Source organism: Rhodoplanes sp. Z2-YC6860 (assembly GCF_001579845.1).
In the GTDB taxonomy this organism is placed as follows: domain Bacteria; phylum Pseudomonadota; class Alphaproteobacteria; order Rhizobiales; family Xanthobacteraceae; genus Z2-YC6860.
In genome coordinates this window covers 1,515,909-1,532,637 of record NZ_CP007440.1, presented here as the reverse complement: position 1 = coordinate 1,532,637, position 16,729 = coordinate 1,515,909, and the positions used below count along the sequence as shown (strand labels likewise).

The window sequence follows — 16,729 nt, the reverse complement described above, 5'->3', positions numbered from 1 at the left end:
AATGAGGCGAACGCCGGGCAGTTTGATGTCAGGCAACCTGCTGGGACAGATGGCCGAACATCGCCTTCTTGGCGACCTCGTCGAACTCGGTCTTGAACTGGTGCCGATCCTTGAGCGTCATAGCCTTCTGCGCCGCGGGCCGCGCGGTGATCTCGTCGACCACGCGCTTGAGATTCGGGAATTTGGCCCAGCCGCCCTCGCCCAGCACATTCGGAATGAGGCGCGCCCAGCCCCAGACGTTCATGTCGACGATGGTGTAGGTGTCGCCCAGCATGTACTTCTGCTTCGCGAGCCGCGCATCGAGAATGCCGAAGTGGCGCTGCGCCTCGAAGGCGTAGCGGTTGATGGCGTAGGGAATCTTCTCCGGCGCGTAATTGCGGAAGTGCACCGACTGGCCCGAATAAGGCCCGACGCCGGACGACACGAAGAACATCCAGGACAACAGTTCGCCACGAGCCTTGTCGGTCTTGGCTGGAATGAACTTGCCGGTCTTCTCGGCGAGATAGATCAGGATGGCGCTGGAATCGAACACCACCGCGTCGCCGTCGACGATCGCCGGAACCTTGGCATTCGGATTGATGGCGAGGAATTCCGGCTTGTGCTGATCGCCCTTGCGGGTGTCGACCGGGACCGCCTCGTAAGGCAGTCCGGCCTCTTCGAGGAACAGCGCGACCTTGGTCGGGTTCGGCGCGGCGGAATAGTAGAACTTGAGCATGGTTTGGTATCCCTTCTTGCAGGAAGCGGGGCGGAGCTTAACCGAAGCGATGTGGCGCGTGCAGCGCGCTCACGCAAGCGTGTTATGTGCTGAAGGTGATGCAGCTTGTTCGATCACCCTCCCCTGGAGGGGGAGGGTCGGCAAGCATCGAGCGAAGCGAGATGCTGGACGGGGTGGGGTGAACTTCTAGAAGCTCACCCCACCCCGCTCGCTTCGCGAGCGACCCTCCCCCTCCAGGGGAGGGTGAAGGGCACCCCGTTGTGGCTCGAAACTAGAACAACCCGACGATCTTGCCCTGCTCGTTGACGTTGATGCTGTCGGCCGACGGCACCTTGGGCAGGCCCGGCATGGTCATGATCTCTCCGCAGATCGCCACGATGAACTCGGCGCCGGCCGAGAGCCGCACCTCGCGCACCGGGATCGAGAACCCTCTGGGCGCGCCCTTGGCGTCCGGATTGGTCGAGAACGAATACTGCGTCTTGGCGATGCAGACCGGCAGCTTGGCGAAGCCCATCTCCTCCCAAGTCTTGAGCTGGTCCTTCACCGACTTGTCGGCGGTGGCGTCGTCGGCGCGGTAGATCTCCTTGCAGATGGTGCGGATCTTCTCGAACAGCGGCATCTCGTCGGGGTAGAGATACTTCAGGTTGGCCTTGCCCTCGTCGCAGATCTTCACGACGGCCTTGGCGACATCGGCCGCGCCCTCGCCGCCCATCGCCCAATGATCGGCCATCAGCGCCTCGACGCCGAGCGCCTTGCACTTCTCCTTGACCAGCGCGATTTCGGCGTCGGTGTCGGCGGAGAAGCGATTGATCGAGACCACCGCCGGCATACCGAACTTCTTGACGTTCTCGATGTGCTGCTGGAGGTTCGACATGCCGGCTTCGAGCGCCTTCAGGTCCTCCTTTTTCAGGTCTTCCTTCTTGACCCCGCCGTGCATCTTCAGCGCGCGGATGGTCGCGACGATGACGACGCAGTCGGGCTTGAGGCCGGCCTTGCGGCATTTGATGTCCAGGAACTTCTCCGCGCCGAGGTCGGCGCCGAAGCCGGCTTCCGTCACCACATAATCGGCGAGCTTCAACGCCGCGGTGGTCGCCGACACCGAGTTGCAGCCGTGGGCGATGTTGGCGAACGGACCGCCGTGGATGAACGCGGGCGTGCCTTCCAGCGTCTGCACCAGGTTCGGTGCGATCGCGTCCTTGAGCAGCGCAGTCATCGCGCCATTGGCGTTCAGCTCCTTGGCGCGCACCGGCTTGCGGTCGCGGGTGTAGCCGACGATGACGTCGCCGAGCCGCCGCTTCAGATCTTCGAGATCGGTGGCGAGACAGAAGATCGCCATGACCTCCGACGCCACCGTGATGTCGAAGCCCGCCTCGCGCGGATAGCCGTTGGCGACGCCGCCCAGCGAGCAGACGATCTCGCGCAGCGCGCGGTCGTTCATGTCCATGACACGCCGCCAGGTGACGCGGCGCGAGTCGATGCCGAGCGCGTTGCCCCAATAGATGTGATTGTCGATCAGCGCCGAGAGCAGATTGTGCGCCGACGTGATGGCGTGGAAGTCGCCGGTGAAGTGGAGGTTGATGTCCTCCATCGGGATCACCTGGGCATAGCCGCCGCCGGCCGCGCCGCCTTTCACGCCGAAGCACGGGCCGAGCGACGGCTCACGCAGCGCGCACATCGCCTTCTTGCCAATGAAGTTCAGCGCATCGGTGAGGCCCACGGTGGTCGTGGTCTTGCCCTCGCCGGCGGGCGTCGGGCTGATCGCCGTGACCAGGACCAACTTGCCGTTCTTCTTGTCCTTCAGGGTCTTGATGTAGTCCATCGAGACCTTGGCCTTGTGGTGGCCATAGGGTTCGAGATTCTCGGGCGCGATGCCGAGCTTGTCCTTCGCCACGTCGAGGATGCGGCGAGGCTTGGAAGCCTGGGCGATTTCAATGTCGGATTTCGGAGACTGATGCTGCGAGGCAGGCATGGGGCGCGATCCATCAATGAGTGAGAAAAACGGAAGGGAGAGTTTCGTCACAGCCGGCCCGGCGCCGGCCGTGACGACGGAGGTTCACGAGAATCTGGCTTTGACGGCGAGGTTGGCCGACTTCGCCCATTCGCCGGCTTCGATCTTCTTGCCGTCGGCGGGCTGCACGCGGGTCACCTTGAAGCGCCCATCGGCGCAGGCCACGGTGAAGCCGTCGGCGTCCACCGCAACGATCTCACCGGTCTTGCCGGCGATGCCCTTGGGGTCCTTCGCCGGCAGAGGCTTGGCGTCGAACACCTTGAGCTGCTTGCCGTCGAGCGTGGTCCAGGCGCCCGGCGCGGGATTGCAGCCGCGGATGAGCCGGTCGATCTGCTCCCAGGGCTTGCCCCAGTCGATCCTGCCGTTGTCGGCGCCACAGCGGCCTTCGTAGGTCGCCTTCGACTCGTCCTGCTTGATGCGCGGCGCCTTGCCGGCTTTGACGAGATCGACCGACTCCAGCATGGCGTCAACGCCCATCGGGAACAGGCGGTCGAAGTAGACCGTGCCGAGCGTGTCGGTGTCGCTGATCGGCGTCTTCTTCTGGATCAGCACGTCGCCGGTATCGAGGCCGTTGTCCGGCCAGAAGATCGACAGCCCGGTTTCCTTCTCGCCCTTGATGATCGGCCAGTTGATCGCGCTTGCGCCGCGATAAGCCGGCAGCAGCGACGGGTGATACTGAATCGAGCCGTGGGTCGGGATGTTGAGGAATTCCTCCGGCACGAACAGCGTGACGAAGGCCATCACCTGGAGGTCGGGCTTCAGCGATTTGAACTGCTCCCAGACCTCGGGCTTCTTGTAGGAGTCCGGCTGGAACACCGGGAGGTTGGCGGCGAGCGCCGCTTCCTTCAGCGGGTCGGCCTTGGCGCCGGGTTTTTCCGGCGCGACATAGACACCGACGACATTCTCACCGCGCTTGAGCAGCGCTTCCAGCACGGCCTTGCCGAACGCCTGCTGGCCGTGAACGACGATACGCATGGACTATCCCCTCGCTCTACTTTCGTGTCCCGCGCGCGGCACAGCACGAAGTGATGCGCCGCAGAAACGGGACTTAAGTTTTCTTTTGCGAACCGGCGTCCGGGATCGGTGGCGCGGCATTTCATGCCGCGCCGCGTCCGGGACACAAGACCGGTTTACGCCGCCTTGGCCGGCTTCTCCGGCGCGGTGATCGCGCCGGAGGTCTTGATCTCAGCGAGCTCCTTCGCCGAATAGCCAAGCACCTTGGTGAGGATCTCCTCGGTGTGCTCACCCAGCAGCGGCGAGCGCTTCACCTCGGTGATCGAGTCGGAGAACTTCACCGGATTGCCCACGGTGAGATACTTGCCGCGGCCTGGATGATCGACCTCGACCACCGTGCCGGTGTCGCGCAGCGACTGCTCCTCGCCGATCTCCTTCATGGACAGGATCGGGCCAACCGGAATGTCGACGGCGTTGCACTTCTCCATGACCTCGAACTTGGTCATGGTCATCGTCCACTCTTCGATGGTGTTGAAGATCGCCTTCAACTTCGGCAGCCGCGCCGGCGGCGTGGCGTATTCCGGATCGGTCTTCCACTCCGGCCGGCCGATCAGATCGCAGATCGGACCCCACACCGGCGCCTGGGTGATGAAGTAGATGTAGGCATCGGGATCGGTCTCCCAGCCTTTGCACTTCAGGATCCAACCGGGCTGGCCGCCACCGGAGTCGTTGCCGGCGCGCGGCGTCGCCTGGCCGAAGGCAATGCCTTCGCCGTACTGGCTGTACTCGGTGAGCGGACCGTGCGCGAGACGCTGCTGGTCGCGCAGCTTGACGCGCGCGAGGTTGAGCACGCCATCCTGCATCGACGCCAGAACCTTCTGGCCGCGGCCGGTGCGGGTGCGCTGGTAGAGCGCGCAAACGATGCCCCAGGCAAGATGCAGGCCGGTGCCGCTGTCGCCGATCTGCGCGCCGGTGACGAGCGGCGGGCCTTCACGGAAACCGGTGGTCGAGGCCGCGCCGCCCGCGCATTGCGCGATGTTCTCGTAGACCTTGCAGTCCTCGTACGGGCCCGGGCCGAAGCCCTTCACCGAGGCGACGATCATCTGCGGGTTTGTCTTGTGGATGTAGTCCCAGGTGAGCCCCATGCGGTCGAGCGCGCCGGGCGCGAAGTTCTCGACCAGCACGTCGCAGTGCTTGATCAGGCGCTCGAGGATTTCCTTGCCCTTGGCGTGCTTGCTGTCGATGGTGATCGAGCGCTTGTTGGCGTTCAGCATCGTGAAATAGAGGCTGTCCTGGCCCTTCACATCGCGAAGCTGGGTGCGGGTGATGTCGCCCACGCCGGGGCGTTCCACCTTGATGACATCCGCGCCCATGTAGGCGAGGAGCTGCGTGCAGGTCGGGCCCGACTGCACATGAGTGAAGTCGAGAATCTTGACACCGTCGAGCGCCTTGCCGGCCTGACCGAAGGGCTTCGACGACGGCTTCGGCAGCCCGTTCGAACCCGGCTTTGCTTTGGCCTTCGCCGCAGGCTTCTTCGCCAGCTTCACGACCTTCTTCGATGCCGCCTTGGACTTGGCTTTCGCCTTGGTTTTCGATTTCTTCACGGACTTCCGGACTGCCATTGCATTCTCCTCGATCTCGTAGGGTGGGCTAAGGCGCCGAAGGCGCCATGCCCGCGAAATGGATGCCTATTTCTTCAAGCTGTGGTTCATGGTTTGCGACTTTGTGGTGGGCACGGCGCTTCGCGCCTTTGCCCACCTTACCGGCCTCGTTACTTCTTCTTCAGCGCACTTTGCGGGTTGAGGTTGCCGATACGGCCGCTCTCGCTGCCGGCCTTCGGATCGATCACGGCGTTGATCAGAGTGGGTTTGCCACTGTCCATCGCTTCGTTGACGGCGCGGCGGAGTTCGTCCGGCGAGGTGGCGTTGACCCCGGTGCCGCCAAAGGCCTCGATCATCTTGTCGTAGCGCGAGCCCTTGACGAACACGGTGGTCGCCGGATCGGAGCTGGCGTTGTTGACGTCGGTGCCGCGGTAGATGCCGTCATTGTTGAAGATGACGATGCAGACCGGCAGCTTGTAGCGGCAGATCGTCTCCACCTCCATGCCGGAAAAGCCGAACGCGCTGTCGCCCTCGACGCAGAGCACAGGCTTGCCGGTCTCGATGGCGGCGGCAATGGCGTAGCCCATGCCGATGCCCATGATGCCCCAGGTGCCGACGTCGATGCGCTTGCGCGGCTTGTAGACATCGATGATGCCGCGGGCGAGGTCGAGCGTGTTGGCGCCTTCGTTGACGAGGATCGCGTCAGGCCGCGCCTTGACGATGTCGCGGAGGACGCCCAAAGCGCCGTGATAGTCCATCGGCACGTTGTTGTTCATGAGCCGCGGCGCCATCTTGGCGACGTTCTCGTCGCGCTTCGACGTCACGGTCTTGACCCAGTCGGCCGGCGGCGCGGGCCATGCGCCCATGGCGTGGAGCATCGCACCGACGCAGGAGCCGATGTCGCCCACCACCGGGGCCACGATCTCGACGTTCGAATCCATTTCCTTGGGCTCGATGTCGACCTGGATGAACTTCTTCGGCGCTTCGCCCCAGGCCTTGCCCTTGCCGTGCGACAGCAGCCAGTTGAGCCGCGCGCCGATCAGCATCACGACGTCGGAATCCTTCAGCACGGTCGAGCGTGCCGCGCCGGCGCATTGCGGATGCGTGTCCGGCAGGAGGCCCTTGCCCATGCTCATCGGCAGGAACGGCGCGCCGGTCTTTTCGACGAAGGAACGGATCGCGTCGTCGGCCTGCGCGTAGGCCGCACCCTTGCCGAGGATGATCAGCGGACGCTTGGCGCTCTTGAGCACATCGAGCGCGCGCTTGATCGAATCCGACGACGGGATTTGCACCGGCGCGGCGTCGATGACCTTGACCAGCGACTGCTTGCCCTTCTCGGCGTCCATGACTTGGCCGAACAGCTTGGCCGGCAGATCGAGGTAGACGCCGCCCGGACGCCCCGACACCGCGGCGCGGATCGCGCGCGCCAGCCCGATGCCGATGTCCTGGGCGTGCAGCACGCGATAGGCCGCCTTGCAGAGGGGCTTGGCGATCGCGAGCTGGTCCATCTCCTCGTAGTCGCCCTGCTGCAGGTCGACGATCTCGCGCTCCGAAGAGCCCGACATCAGGATCATCGGGAAGCAGTTGGTGGTGGCGTGTGCGAGCGCCGTGAGGCCGTTGAGGAAGCCCGGCGCCGACACGGTGAGGCAGACGCCCGGCTTCTTGGTGAGGAAGCCCGCGATCGACGCCGCATAGCCGGCGTTCTGCTCATGACGGAACGACAGCACACGGATGCCCGCGGCCTGCGCCATGCGGCCGAAGTCGGTGATCGGAATGCCTGGCACACCGTAGATCGTGTTCAGGCCATTGAGCTTCAACGCCTCGATCAGCAGGTTGAAGCCGTCGGTCAGCTCACGCTCCCCCTCGGCCGCTGCCGGCTTCTCTTTCACTGCTGCATCCGCCATGAGCAATCTCCCTCAACTCTTTTCAATCAGTCCAGATAGTCGGCTGTTTTCTCGACATGCTCGGCGAGGCCGAGCGCATGATCGCGCACCAGATTCGCGACGCGCTCGGTGTCGCGTGCTTCCAGCGCCTCGATGATGTTCATGTGATCGCGGATCGAGCGCTCGACGCGGTCCTTCTCGCCGATCGTCTTCCGCCGGATCATCCGCATGTGGGTGAACAGATTCTCGGCCAGAGACAGCAGCACGCCGTTGCCGCTCAACCGGATGATGGTCTGGTGGAATTCGATGTTGGCTTCGGAATATTCATCGAGATGCGCGCGCAGCTCGCCGTTCTCGAAGGTCGCAAACCAGGTGCGCAGCGAGGCGATCTGCTCGTCGGTCGCGGTCTGCGTGATGAGACGCGCGGCCATGCCTTCGAGCGCCGCCCACGCGGTGATCATCTCGATCACTTCGCGCTTGGTCTTGCGCACCACGTAGACGCCGCGCCGCGGCACCGAACGGACGAATCCCTCGCGCTCGAGCTGCGCCATCGCCTCGCGCACCGGCGTGCGGCTGATGCCGAAGTCCTGGGCGAGCTGCCGCTCGTCAAGCCGGATGTCCTGCCGGCTCTTGTAGACGTCCATCGACATGATGACGTTCTTCAGCGCCACATAGGCCTTGTTCTTGAAGCTGAAGGAGGTGTCGATCGGCTCGATGGCCAATCGGGCTGCCGTCTCTCCTCCCCGTCCACCAGCTTCGGCCGAATGGGCCTCGATGGACCGGCGCGATGTGTCGTTGTCGTTCATCGTGCGATCGTCACTGTTGCTGGCATACAATATTCCACGGATTGGACCGGTTCAACAGCCTTGAAATGTGGGCTCTTTCATTGCCCCGGCCCTAGGCGGCCTTGGGGGCCCGCCTCATCCAGGCCAGGCCGTTCTGGATGATCGGCCAGAACAGCGCGATCAGGCTCAGCGCCATGATGCTGGAAACCAGCGGATTGGACCAGAACACTCCGAGCTTGCCCTGCGAGGCGAGCAGGGACTGGCGGAACGCCTCCTCGGCTTTATCGCCGAGCACGATGGCGAGCACCATGGGCGCCAACGGATAGTCGGTCTTCTTCAGAACATAGCCGACGATGCCGAACACCAGCATCATCACCACGTCGAAGGTCGAATTGTGCACCGTGTAGGCACCGATCGCACAGATCACCAGGATGATCGGCGCGATGATGCTGAACGGAATGCGTAAGATCGCGGCAAACAGCGGAACCATGGTCAGAACGATGATCAGGCCCACGAGATTGCCGAGATACATCGAGGCGATCAGGCCCCAGACGAAGTCGCGCTGCTCGACGAACAGCAGCGGCCCGGGCTGCAGACCCCAGATCAGGAGACCGCCGAGCAGCACGGCCGCGGTCGGCGAGCCCGGCACGCCGAGCGACAGCATCGGCAACAGCGCCGAAGTGCCTGCGGCGTGCGCCGCGGTTTCCGGCGCCACCACGCCTTCGATCTCGCCTTTGCCGAAGTTCGCGCCGCGCGGCGAGACGCGCTTGGCGATGCCGTAGCTCATGAACGATGCGGGCGTCGCTCCGGCCGGCGAGATGCCCATCCAGCAGCCGATCACGCAGGAACGCAGCGATGTCATCCAGTACTGAGGCAGTTCCTTCCAGGTCTGCCACACGACTTTGGGGTTGATGCCGGCGGCCTTGCCCTTGAACGACAGCCCCTCCTCCATGGTCAGAAGGATTTCGCCGATGCCGAACAGGCCGATCACCGCGATCAGGAAGTCGAAGCCATTGAGGATTTCGGTGAAGCCGAAGGTCAGGCGAAGCTGACCCGTGACGCTGTCGAGGCCGACCGCCGCGAGCGCAAAACCGATCATCATCGAAACCAGCGTCTTGAACGGCGGCTCCTTGCCCATGCCGATGAAGCTGCAGAACGCCAGGAAGAACACCGCGAACTTCTCGGCCGGACCGAATTGCAGGGCGAACGACGCAACCAATGGCGCGACCAGCGTGATGACAATGACGGCGAACAGCGCGCCGACGAACGACGACGTGAAGGCCGCGGTCAGCGCCTCGCCGGCCTGGCCCTTCTGCGCCATCGGATGGCCGTCGAACGTGGTGGCAACCGACCACGGCTCGCCGGGAATGTTGAACAGAACTGAGGTGATGGCGCCGCCGAACAGCGCGCCCCAGTAGATGCAGGACAGCATGATGATCGCCGAGGTCGGCGACATACTGAAGGTGAGCGGCAGCAGGATAGCGATGCCGTTGGCGCCGCCGAGTCCCGGCAGCACGCCGATGACGACGCCGAGCACGATGCCCAGAACCATCAAGCCGAGATTGTAGGGCTGGAGCACGACAGCGAAGCCGTGAAACAGACTGGCGATATCTTCAAGCATGTCGGCGCCCCGGCGTCCGTTGTTCTTTCGTTGCGATCACAGCCCGAGCCAATCCTCGATCGGCCCCTTGGGCAGCGGGACCAGGAACCATTTCTCGAAGGTGAAATAGGTCAGGACCGGCACGCCGATCGCGATCGCGAGCGTCATGAGCCACGAGTAGCGTCCGAGCCATTTCATGAAGCCCCCGATCAGGACCATCGAGGTGAGGTAGATGCCGAGATACGGCAGCGTTCCGACATAGATCGCGGTCGGGATGACGACCGAAAGCACCGCGCGCAGCTGCGACCAGCTCGCGAACACCCAGTCCGGCCGGACTTCGGAAAACGCGCGAATGCAATTGATGCCGCTCGCGATGACGATCACCAGCCCGACATAGAACGGGAAGAAGCCCGCCTTCGGCCCTTCGACGCCCCAGTTGATGCCGACCTGCATGCTGCCGAGCATCACCACGACACCGAACAGCGCCGTGCCGATCGCCACGCCGATTTCGACGCGTCGCTGGAACGGGCCGGCGTCAGATACATCGCTCATGGAAGGTTCCTTGGAAGGTTCCTTACGCGTTTCCTGGCCATCGCCCGTGCTGCGTCATCGGCGGACTGCACAGCCCGCCGATGACGGTCTCGAGTGCTAGTTGGAGGCGAGGAAGCCCGCGTCCTTCATCAGCGTCTGGTGACGCTGCTCCTCGGTGCCGACCCATTTGCTGAAATCGGCGCCGGTCATGAAGGTCTGGTTGAACGCGCCGCTCTTCATCAGGTCCTGCCACTCGGGCGTCTCGCGGACCTTCTTGAACAGCTCCACATAGTAGGCGATCTGATCCGGCGTGGCGCCGGGCGGCATGAAGAAGCCGCGCAGCATCAGATATTCCATATCGATGCCGGCCGACTTGCAGGTCGGGATGCTGTCCCAGCCCACGTCGCCCGCGACCTTCTCCTTGTAGTCGAGCGTCTTGGCATCGAACACGCAGAGCGGCCGCAACTTGCCGGCCTTCCATTGCGCGACGGCTTCGATCGGATTGTTCACCGTGGAGTCGACATGGCCGCCGACGAGCTGCACCGCGACCTCGCCGCCGCCCTTGTACGGGATATAGGTGAACTTGACGCCGGTCGCCTTCTCGACCGCGACGGTGATGATCTGGTCTTCCTGCTTGGAGCCCGTGCCGCCCATCTTGAACTGACCGGGAGGCGCGGCCTTGATCGCCTCGATGTACTCCTTCGCGGTCTTGTAGGGCTTGTCGGCGTTGACCCAGAGCACGAACTCGTCGAGCGCCAGCATCGCGACCGGCGTGAGATCCTTCCAGTTGAAGGGAATGCCGGTGGCGAGCGGCGTGGTGAACAGGTTCGACAGCGTGATGATCAGCTTGTGCGGGTTGCCGCGCGCGCTCTTCACGTCGAGGAAGCCTTCGCCGCCGGCACCGCCCGCTTTGTTCACGACGATGAGCGACTGCTTCATCAGGTTGTGCTTGGTGACGATGCCCTGCACCACCCGCGCCATCTGATCGGCGCCGCCGCCCGGTCCCGCGGGCACGACGATCTCGACAGGACGGCTGGGTTCCCAGGCCGCCTGTGCGATGGAGGCAGCTGATGCGAAAGTTATCGCCGTGGCGGCGAGAAAGCCCATTCTGAGTAACTGCAACATGGCCATTCCCTTTTTTAAGTTCGGCGTCATTGGCTGCGTTGAGCCTTGCCCCAGACCGCTCAACACCGTTGCAGAGCCTTTCAGCCCGGGTGCGGGATATTTCCCATCCTCCCGTTAAGCATCGGATTACAAACTGGTATACTAAATAATGGAACTCGGGGAGTTCGACCTAAGGGGAAGACCTGAGGGTCGCCCACCGTGGAATTGCCCGCTGCATCGCAACACAAAGATTGACGCGATTTCGCAGCCTGGCCGCCAATCACCTCTGGCCATTGCAAATTCTAAATCACGTCGCTGCGTTGGAAATGTTTGCTCCGCAGCGACGAGCTTTTGCGCGAGCCACCGTCGTGGATGTCGCGCCTACCGCTTTTTGTCGCAGCCCCACCGGCCGGCTCGAAAGTTCGGAAAACCGACAACCGCCAAAGCATCACACGAGCGTCACAAGACCTAAGCAAAAACCGCTGCGTTCGTACGAATGATTTGCACCTGAAGTACGGACTATTAAGAGAGCGGAAGTATTGAAGAGAGACGCGCGGCGATTGTCCGTGCATCGCGCCCCACAACCCATCGCCTTTAACAATTCCGTCGGCATGACGGATGAGCAGGAAGAACGTGCGTCCCGTGTGGTCTGCAAAAACCAAACAACAAAACGACCGAACTCCCGCCGCTCCTGATCCAACACGCACGCTGCCAATCGAATTCTGGGAACAGGTCAGGCTCTTGCTTCAGCCGTTTCGGGACGGAGTTGGAACTCCGGCACCGACCTCTCAACCCGGCGGCACACCGAAATCGGAACTGCGCCAGGCGCTCAGCGCCTGTCGCAGTGCCTTCATCGGCGTCGCAGCCTTCAGCGGCCTGATCAACATCCTGATGCTGACGGGCTCGCTGTTCATGCTCGAAGTGTACGACCGGGTGCTGCCGAGCCGCAGCGTTCCAACGCTCGTGGGCCTCATCGTGCTGGCATCGGCGCTGTTCGGGTTCCAGGCACTGCTCGAGATCACGCGCGGCCGCCTCCTGGTCCGGGTCGGCAATCATCTGGATTATGTGCTGAGCCCGCGGATCTTCGATCTGATCGTCCAGCTGCCGCTGCGCGCGAAGCCCACCGAAGCGCAGCCGATCCGCGATATCGAAGCGGTGCGCTCATTTCTCTCCAGCACCGGCCCCACGGCGCTGTTCGATATGCCCTGGGTTCCGTTCTATCTCTTCATCTGCTTCGCATTCCACACCATGATCGGCGTCACGGCACTGATCGGCGCGATCATCCTGATCTGCCTGACGGTCGCGACCGACGTGCTGTCGCGTAACGCGATCAAGGGCGCCGCGCAGCAGGGCGCGCAACGCAACCGGCTGGCCGAGACCGGCCGGCGGAATGCCGAAGTGCTGGTCGCCATGGGCATCTCGGATCGGCTGCTGGCGCGCTGGCGGACCTCGACCGGTCAATATCTGTCGCTGCAGCGCCGCGCCAACGACGTTTCCGGCGGCTTCGGCGCCACCGGCCGCGTGCTGCGCATGATGCTGCAATCGGGCGTGCTCGCCATGGGCGCTTATCTGGTGATCCAGGGCGAGGCGACGGCCGGCATCATCATCGCGAGCTCGATCCTGACCGGCCGCGCGCTCGCACCGGTCGATCTGTCGATCGCCAACTGGAAAGGCTTCGTCAACGCCCGCCAAAGCTGGCGCCGGCTGGAGCAGTTGCTCAAGAACCTCCCGCCGCAGCCGAAGAAGCTGCAGCTTCCGGCGCCGACCCAGGCGCTGACCGTCGAAACTCTGATGGTGGCGCCACCCGGCGCTCAGAAAACTTCGGTGCAGGAGGTGTCCTTCACGCTCCGCGCCGGCAATGCGCTCGGTGTCATCGGGCCAAGCGCGTCCGGCAAGTCCTCGATGGCGCGCGCGCTGGTCGGCGTGTGGCGTCCGATGCGCGGCGCCGTCCGCCTTGACGGCGCGTCGCTCGACCAATGGTCCGCAGGCGCGCTCGGCCAGCACATCGGTTACCTGCCGCAAGGCGTCGAGCTGATTGAGGGTTCCATCGCCGAGAATATCGCCCGCTTCGATCCGGATGCATCTCCGGAGGCCATCGTGGCTGCCGCGAAAGCGGCCGGCGTGCACGACATGATCGTTGGCTTGCCGTCCGGCTACGAAACCCCAATCGGCGAGCAGGGCACCAACCTGTCGGCCGGCCAGCAGCAGCGCGTGGCGCTGGCGCGCGCGCTTTACGGCGACCCGTTCCTGGTGGTGCTCGACGAGCCGAACTCCAATCTCGACAGCGAAGGCGAGGAGGCGCTGACCAAGGCGATCCTTGGCGTGCGGGCGCGCGGCGGCATCGTCATCGTGATCGCTCACCGGCCGAGCGCGCTCGCCGCGGTCGATCTGGTTCTGGTGATGGCGCGCGGCACCCAACAGGCGTTCGGCCCCAAAGATGACGTGCTGTCCAAGGTGTTGCGGCGCGAGCAGGCTGCCGTTCCGGCGCCGCTCAAGATGGCGCAAGGCGGATGACGACAATGACCGAAGCAAACCTCGACTCCATCGGCGAGAAGCCGTCGATCCGCCGCCATCTGCTCGGCGGGACCATCATTGCGCTGCTGCTGACCGCGGGTCTCGGCGGCTGGGCCGCGTCCACCGAGCTTGCCGGCGCCGTGGTGGCCTCCGGCACGCTCGTGGTCAACTCCAACGTCAAGAAGGTGCAGCATCCGACCGGCGGCATCGTCGCGGAATTGAATGTCCACGAAGGCATGCTGGTGCACGGCGGCGACGTCGTGGTGCGGCTCGACGACACCACCACGCGGGCCAATCTCGCGATCGTCGCCAAGGGTATCGACGACATGCGGGCGCGGAAGGCGCGGCTGCTCGCCGAGCGCGATGGCAGCGAGATGCTGAAGTTTCCCGACGATCTGACGGCGCGCATCAACGAACCCGACGTGGCGGACGCGCTCGACAGCGAGCGCAAGCTGTTCGATCTGCGCCGCAACGCCCGGGCCGGACAGAAATCGCAGCTGCAAAAGCGGATCGGCCAGCTCGAAGAGGAAATCAACGGCCATCTCGCACTCCAGGACGCCAAGTCGGAGGAGATCAAGCTCATCCAGCGCGAGCTCGATGGCGTGCGGGATCTTTGGGACAAGAAGCTGGTTCAGCTCACCCGGCTGACCGCGCTCGAGCGCGAGGAGACGCGATTGAAGGGCGAGCGCGCCCAGTCGATCTCGGCATCGGCGGCCGCGCGCGGCAAGGTTCTCGAGACCGACTTGCAGATCATCCAGGTCGATCAGGATTTGAGCAGCGAGGTGGCGAAGGAGCTGCGCGACGTCGAGTCGAAGATCGGCGAATACACCGAACGCAAGATCGCCGCCGAAGACCAGCTCAAGCGCATCGACATCCGTGCGCCGCAGGACGGCTACGTGTTGCAGCTTTCGGTGCACACCGTGGGCGGCGTGATCAGCGCGGGCGACGTGATCATGCAGATCGTGCCGCAAGCCGACGACCTCGCGGTCGAGGCCAAGGTGCCGCCCCAGGAGATCGATCAGCTCCACATCGGCCAGCTGGCGGGATTGCGCTTCAGCGCGTTCAATCAACGCACCACGCCGGAGATCAACGGAACCATCGACCGCATCTCGGCCGACATCACGTCGGACCAGCGCACCGGCCAGAATTACTACACGGTGCGCGTGGCGCTTCCGAAGGAAGAGCGCGCGAAGCTCGGCAACGCGAAGCTCGTGCCCGGCATGCCGGTCGAGATGTTCGCCAAGACCTACGACCGGACCGTGCTGTCGTATTTCGTGAAGCCGCTGCACGACCAGGCGGCACGCGCGTTCCGCGAGCGGTAGAGCGCTTTCCAGTTGCCTCGCACCGCGAACCGCCGCCTGATTCATCTCACTGACATCGACTCGGTCTAAGGGCCGGCCTGTGAAACACAGGCTGGATCGCGGACCATGGCTTGGCTTTTCCTGCTCGCGGCCGGATCGCTCGAAATCGCCTGGATTTTGGGGCTCAAGTACTCGGAAGGCTTCACCCGCTTCTGGCCGAGCGTCCTGACGCTCGTTTCGATTGCCGCAAGCTTCGCGATGCTGGGCCTGTCATTGAAATCGGTTCCATTCGGCACCGCCTATGCGGTCTGGACCGGCATCGGCGCCGTGGGCGCCGCAGTCATCGGCATGGCGATGTACGGCGAGTCGGCTGATCCCAGCCGGATCGCCTGTATCGTCCTGATCGTGGCCGGAACCGTAGGCCTCCGTCTGGTGAGCTCGACTTAAGCCTGCCGGGAAGCGTTAAACGGCCGATTTTCGGCTGCAAAGTCATCGATCTGTCACCCGGCTCCACCATAAGGGCGGGATGGATCAGCAGGTGATTCTCCTGGCCGAACGGCTTCTGGCCGAGCGCCCCTGCACGGCGCCGCTGTTCTTCATTTCAGCGGCACTGTCGCGGCGCCGGTCCGACTCGGCCGGCGGCGGCCCGGCATCCTGTTGCAGTGAGAACATCGCGTCAGGGCCCTTCGTGGGCCCTTATCGTTCGCGGCACGATGCCGATCGGCACGACAGGAAACGGACGCACGGAGTCACCACCGATTTCATCTGGGCGAAACAGAAATCAGCAATGGGTCTGGCATGAACGTTCAAACCAGTCATCCGTTCGAAGCCAACGGCGAGGATGCTCCGATCCGGGTCCGCACCCTGTTCATCTCGGACATCCACCTTGGCACCCGCGGCTGCCAAGCCGAAAAATTCCTCGACTTCCTTCGCGACTACGACGCCGATCTGATCTATCTGGTCGGCGACATTGTCGATGGCTGGCAGCTCAAGACCGGCTGGTACTGGCCGCAGTCGCATAACGACGTCGTGCAGAAGATCCTGCGCAAGGCGCGCAAAGGCGCCCGCGTCGTCTATGTGCCGGGCAACCACGACGAGGTCATGCGGAACTTCTATGGCACGCACTTCGGTGGCATCGAAGTGATGGAACACACCATCCACGTCACGGCCGACGGCCGGCGCTTCCTGATCATCCACGGCGACCTGTTCGACGTGGTGATCCGCAACGCGCGCTGGCTCGCGCTGCTTGGCAACCACGCCTACGACCTGGCGATCTCGCTCAACACCTATTTCAACTCCATCCGGCGCCTGCTCGGCCTGCCCTACTGGTCGCTGTCGCGCTGGATCAAGCTCAAGGTCAAGAACGCCGTCAATTTCATCGGCGAGTTCGAGAAGACGCTCGCCGCCGAAGGCCGCCGCCAGCATGTCGACGGCGTGGTCTGCGGGCACATCCATCACCCCGTCATCCGCGACATCGACGGCCTCGTCTATGTGAACTGCGGCGACTGGGTGGAAAGCTGCACCGCGGCTGTCGAGCATTTCGATGGACAATTTGAAATCATCGAATGGACCAACAAGCTGCCGGTGCCGGCCGCTGCCGCGCCCGCCGAGATGCAGGACGCGCGAACGGACTCCAAGCGGAGCGTCGAGCCCGTCTGACACCTGTGGGCGACGGCATCCGGGATGGTTGCTGTCATCTGCCTGACATCGACTCGATCTATCTTGTTGATTCG

At 63.8% G+C, this 16,729-nt stretch carries 14 protein-coding genes; 5 read left to right on the top strand and 9 right to left on the bottom strand.

The genetic code is table 11. The annotated features are described in order from the left end of the window. Positions 1-28: 28 nt before the first annotated feature. The 9 genes from RHPLAN_RS07070 to RHPLAN_RS07030 form a co-directional block, all read right to left on the bottom strand. On the bottom strand, positions 29-715 hold the full coding sequence (locus tag RHPLAN_RS07070) for a glutathione S-transferase family protein (protein WP_068015258.1): 687 nt from the start codon (positions 713-715) through the stop codon (positions 29-31). 271 nt (positions 716-986) lie between these two features. Next, a complete protein-coding gene (locus RHPLAN_RS07065) occupies positions 987-2,684 on the bottom strand; it encodes a formate--tetrahydrofolate ligase (protein ID WP_068015255.1) in 1,698 nt (565 codons plus the stop codon). A gap of 84 nt (positions 2,685-2,768) precedes the next feature. Further along, positions 2,769-3,698 (bottom strand): methionyl-tRNA formyltransferase, encoded by a 930-nt coding sequence (locus tag RHPLAN_RS07060; protein ID WP_068015254.1) that lies wholly within the window; start codon positions 3,696-3,698, stop codon positions 2,769-2,771. 155 nt (positions 3,699-3,853) lie between these two features. Continuing rightward, positions 3,854-5,299 carry a formyl-CoA transferase gene (frc, locus tag RHPLAN_RS07055; protein WP_084244463.1) on the bottom strand — a complete coding sequence of 482 codons (1,446 nt, stop codon included), beginning with the start codon at positions 5,297-5,299 and terminating at the stop codon, positions 3,854-3,856. A 149-nt stretch (positions 5,300-5,448) separates the two neighbouring features. Then, positions 5,449-7,182 carry an oxalyl-CoA decarboxylase gene (gene oxc / locus RHPLAN_RS07050; RefSeq protein WP_068015251.1) on the bottom strand — a complete coding sequence of 578 codons (1,734 nt, stop codon included), beginning with the start codon at positions 7,180-7,182 and terminating at the stop codon, positions 5,449-5,451. Positions 7,183-7,208: 26 nt separating this feature from the next. Continuing rightward, entirely contained in the window at positions 7,209-7,967 is a 759-nt protein-coding gene (locus RHPLAN_RS07045) for a GntR family transcriptional regulator (RefSeq protein ID WP_084246456.1), read from the bottom strand. A gap of 91 nt (positions 7,968-8,058) precedes the next feature. Next, a complete protein-coding gene (locus RHPLAN_RS07040) occupies positions 8,059-9,567 on the bottom strand; it encodes a tripartite tricarboxylate transporter permease (protein WP_068015248.1) in 1,509 nt (502 codons plus the stop codon). A gap of 36 nt (positions 9,568-9,603) precedes the next feature. Continuing rightward, positions 9,604-10,098, bottom strand: a complete 495-nt coding sequence (locus RHPLAN_RS07035) for a tripartite tricarboxylate transporter TctB family protein (protein ID WP_068015245.1) — start codon at positions 10,096-10,098, stop codon at positions 9,604-9,606. A gap of 96 nt (positions 10,099-10,194) precedes the next feature. Then, a complete protein-coding gene (locus RHPLAN_RS07030; RefSeq protein WP_068030740.1) occupies positions 10,195-11,202 on the bottom strand; it encodes a Bug family tripartite tricarboxylate transporter substrate binding protein in 1,008 nt (335 codons plus the stop codon). Between the two features lie 795 nt (positions 11,203-11,997). On the opposite strand from RHPLAN_RS07030, the gene RHPLAN_RS07025 reads away from it, so the two are divergent. From RHPLAN_RS07025 to RHPLAN_RS07005, 5 genes are all read left to right on the top strand, one after another. Continuing rightward, the gene (locus RHPLAN_RS07025; RefSeq protein WP_068030736.1) at positions 11,998-13,695 is read left to right on the top strand and encodes a type I secretion system permease/ATPase; all 1,698 of its coding nucleotides are present in this window, start codon (positions 11,998-12,000) and stop codon (positions 13,693-13,695) included. Positions 13,696-13,700: 5 nt separating this feature from the next. Next, positions 13,701-15,017 (top strand): HlyD family type I secretion periplasmic adaptor subunit, encoded by a 1,317-nt coding sequence (locus tag RHPLAN_RS07020; protein ID WP_237180070.1) that lies wholly within the window; start codon positions 13,701-13,703, stop codon positions 15,015-15,017. Positions 15,018-15,122: 105 nt separating this feature from the next. Further along, positions 15,123-15,443: a DMT family transporter gene (locus RHPLAN_RS07015; RefSeq protein ID WP_068015238.1), complete on the top strand. Its 321-nt coding sequence runs from the start codon at positions 15,123-15,125 to the stop codon at positions 15,441-15,443. A gap of 79 nt (positions 15,444-15,522) precedes the next feature. Beyond that, complete coding sequence (locus tag RHPLAN_RS07010; RefSeq protein ID WP_068015235.1) at positions 15,523-15,798, top strand: hypothetical protein; 276 nt, start codon at positions 15,523-15,525, stop codon at positions 15,796-15,798. Then, on the top strand, positions 15,795-16,655 hold the full coding sequence (locus tag RHPLAN_RS07005; RefSeq protein WP_068015232.1) for a UDP-2,3-diacylglucosamine diphosphatase: 861 nt from the start codon (positions 15,795-15,797) through the stop codon (positions 16,653-16,655). Before RHPLAN_RS07010 ends, RHPLAN_RS07005 begins: the two co-directional genes overlap by 4 nt. Positions 16,656-16,729 lie beyond the last annotated feature (74 nt).

Excerpts from the sequence above, each read along its gene's own strand:
- RHPLAN_RS07005 (WP_068015232.1), top strand. The coding sequence starts at position 15,795 with ATGAACGTTCAAACCAGTCATCCGTTCGAAGCCAACGGCGAGGATGCT.
- RHPLAN_RS07015 (WP_068015238.1), top strand. The coding sequence starts at position 15,123 with ATGGCTTGGCTTTTCCTGCTCGCGGCCGGATCGCTCGAAATCGCCTGG.
- RHPLAN_RS07040 (WP_068015248.1), bottom strand. The coding sequence starts at position 9,567 with ATGCTTGAAGATATCGCCAGTCTGTTTCACGGCTTCGCTGTCGTGCTC.
- RHPLAN_RS07060 (WP_068015254.1), bottom strand. The coding sequence starts at position 3,698 with ATGCGTATCGTCGTTCACGGCCAGCAGGCGTTCGGCAAGGCCGTGCTG.
- oxc (WP_068015251.1), bottom strand. The coding sequence starts at position 7,182 with ATGGCGGATGCAGCAGTGAAAGAGAAGCCGGCAGCGGCCGAGGGGGAG.
- RHPLAN_RS07030 (WP_068030740.1), bottom strand. The coding sequence starts at position 11,202 with ATGTTGCAGTTACTCAGAATGGGCTTTCTCGCCGCCACGGCGATAACT.
- RHPLAN_RS07070 (WP_068015258.1), bottom strand. The coding sequence starts at position 715 with ATGCTCAAGTTCTACTATTCCGCCGCGCCGAACCCGACCAAGGTCGCG.
- RHPLAN_RS07035 (WP_068015245.1), bottom strand. The coding sequence starts at position 10,098 with ATGAGCGATGTATCTGACGCCGGCCCGTTCCAGCGACGCGTCGAAATC.
- RHPLAN_RS07020 (WP_237180070.1), top strand. The coding sequence starts at position 13,701 with ATGACCGAAGCAAACCTCGACTCCATCGGCGAGAAGCCGTCGATCCGC.
- RHPLAN_RS07010 (WP_068015235.1), top strand. The coding sequence starts at position 15,523 with ATGGATCAGCAGGTGATTCTCCTGGCCGAACGGCTTCTGGCCGAGCGC.
- RHPLAN_RS07065 (WP_068015255.1), bottom strand. The coding sequence starts at position 2,684 with ATGCCTGCCTCGCAGCATCAGTCTCCGAAATCCGACATTGAAATCGCC.
- RHPLAN_RS07045 (WP_084246456.1), bottom strand. The coding sequence starts at position 7,967 with ATGAACGACAACGACACATCGCGCCGGTCCATCGAGGCCCATTCGGCC.
- frc (WP_084244463.1), bottom strand. The coding sequence starts at position 5,299 with ATGGCAGTCCGGAAGTCCGTGAAGAAATCGAAAACCAAGGCGAAAGCC.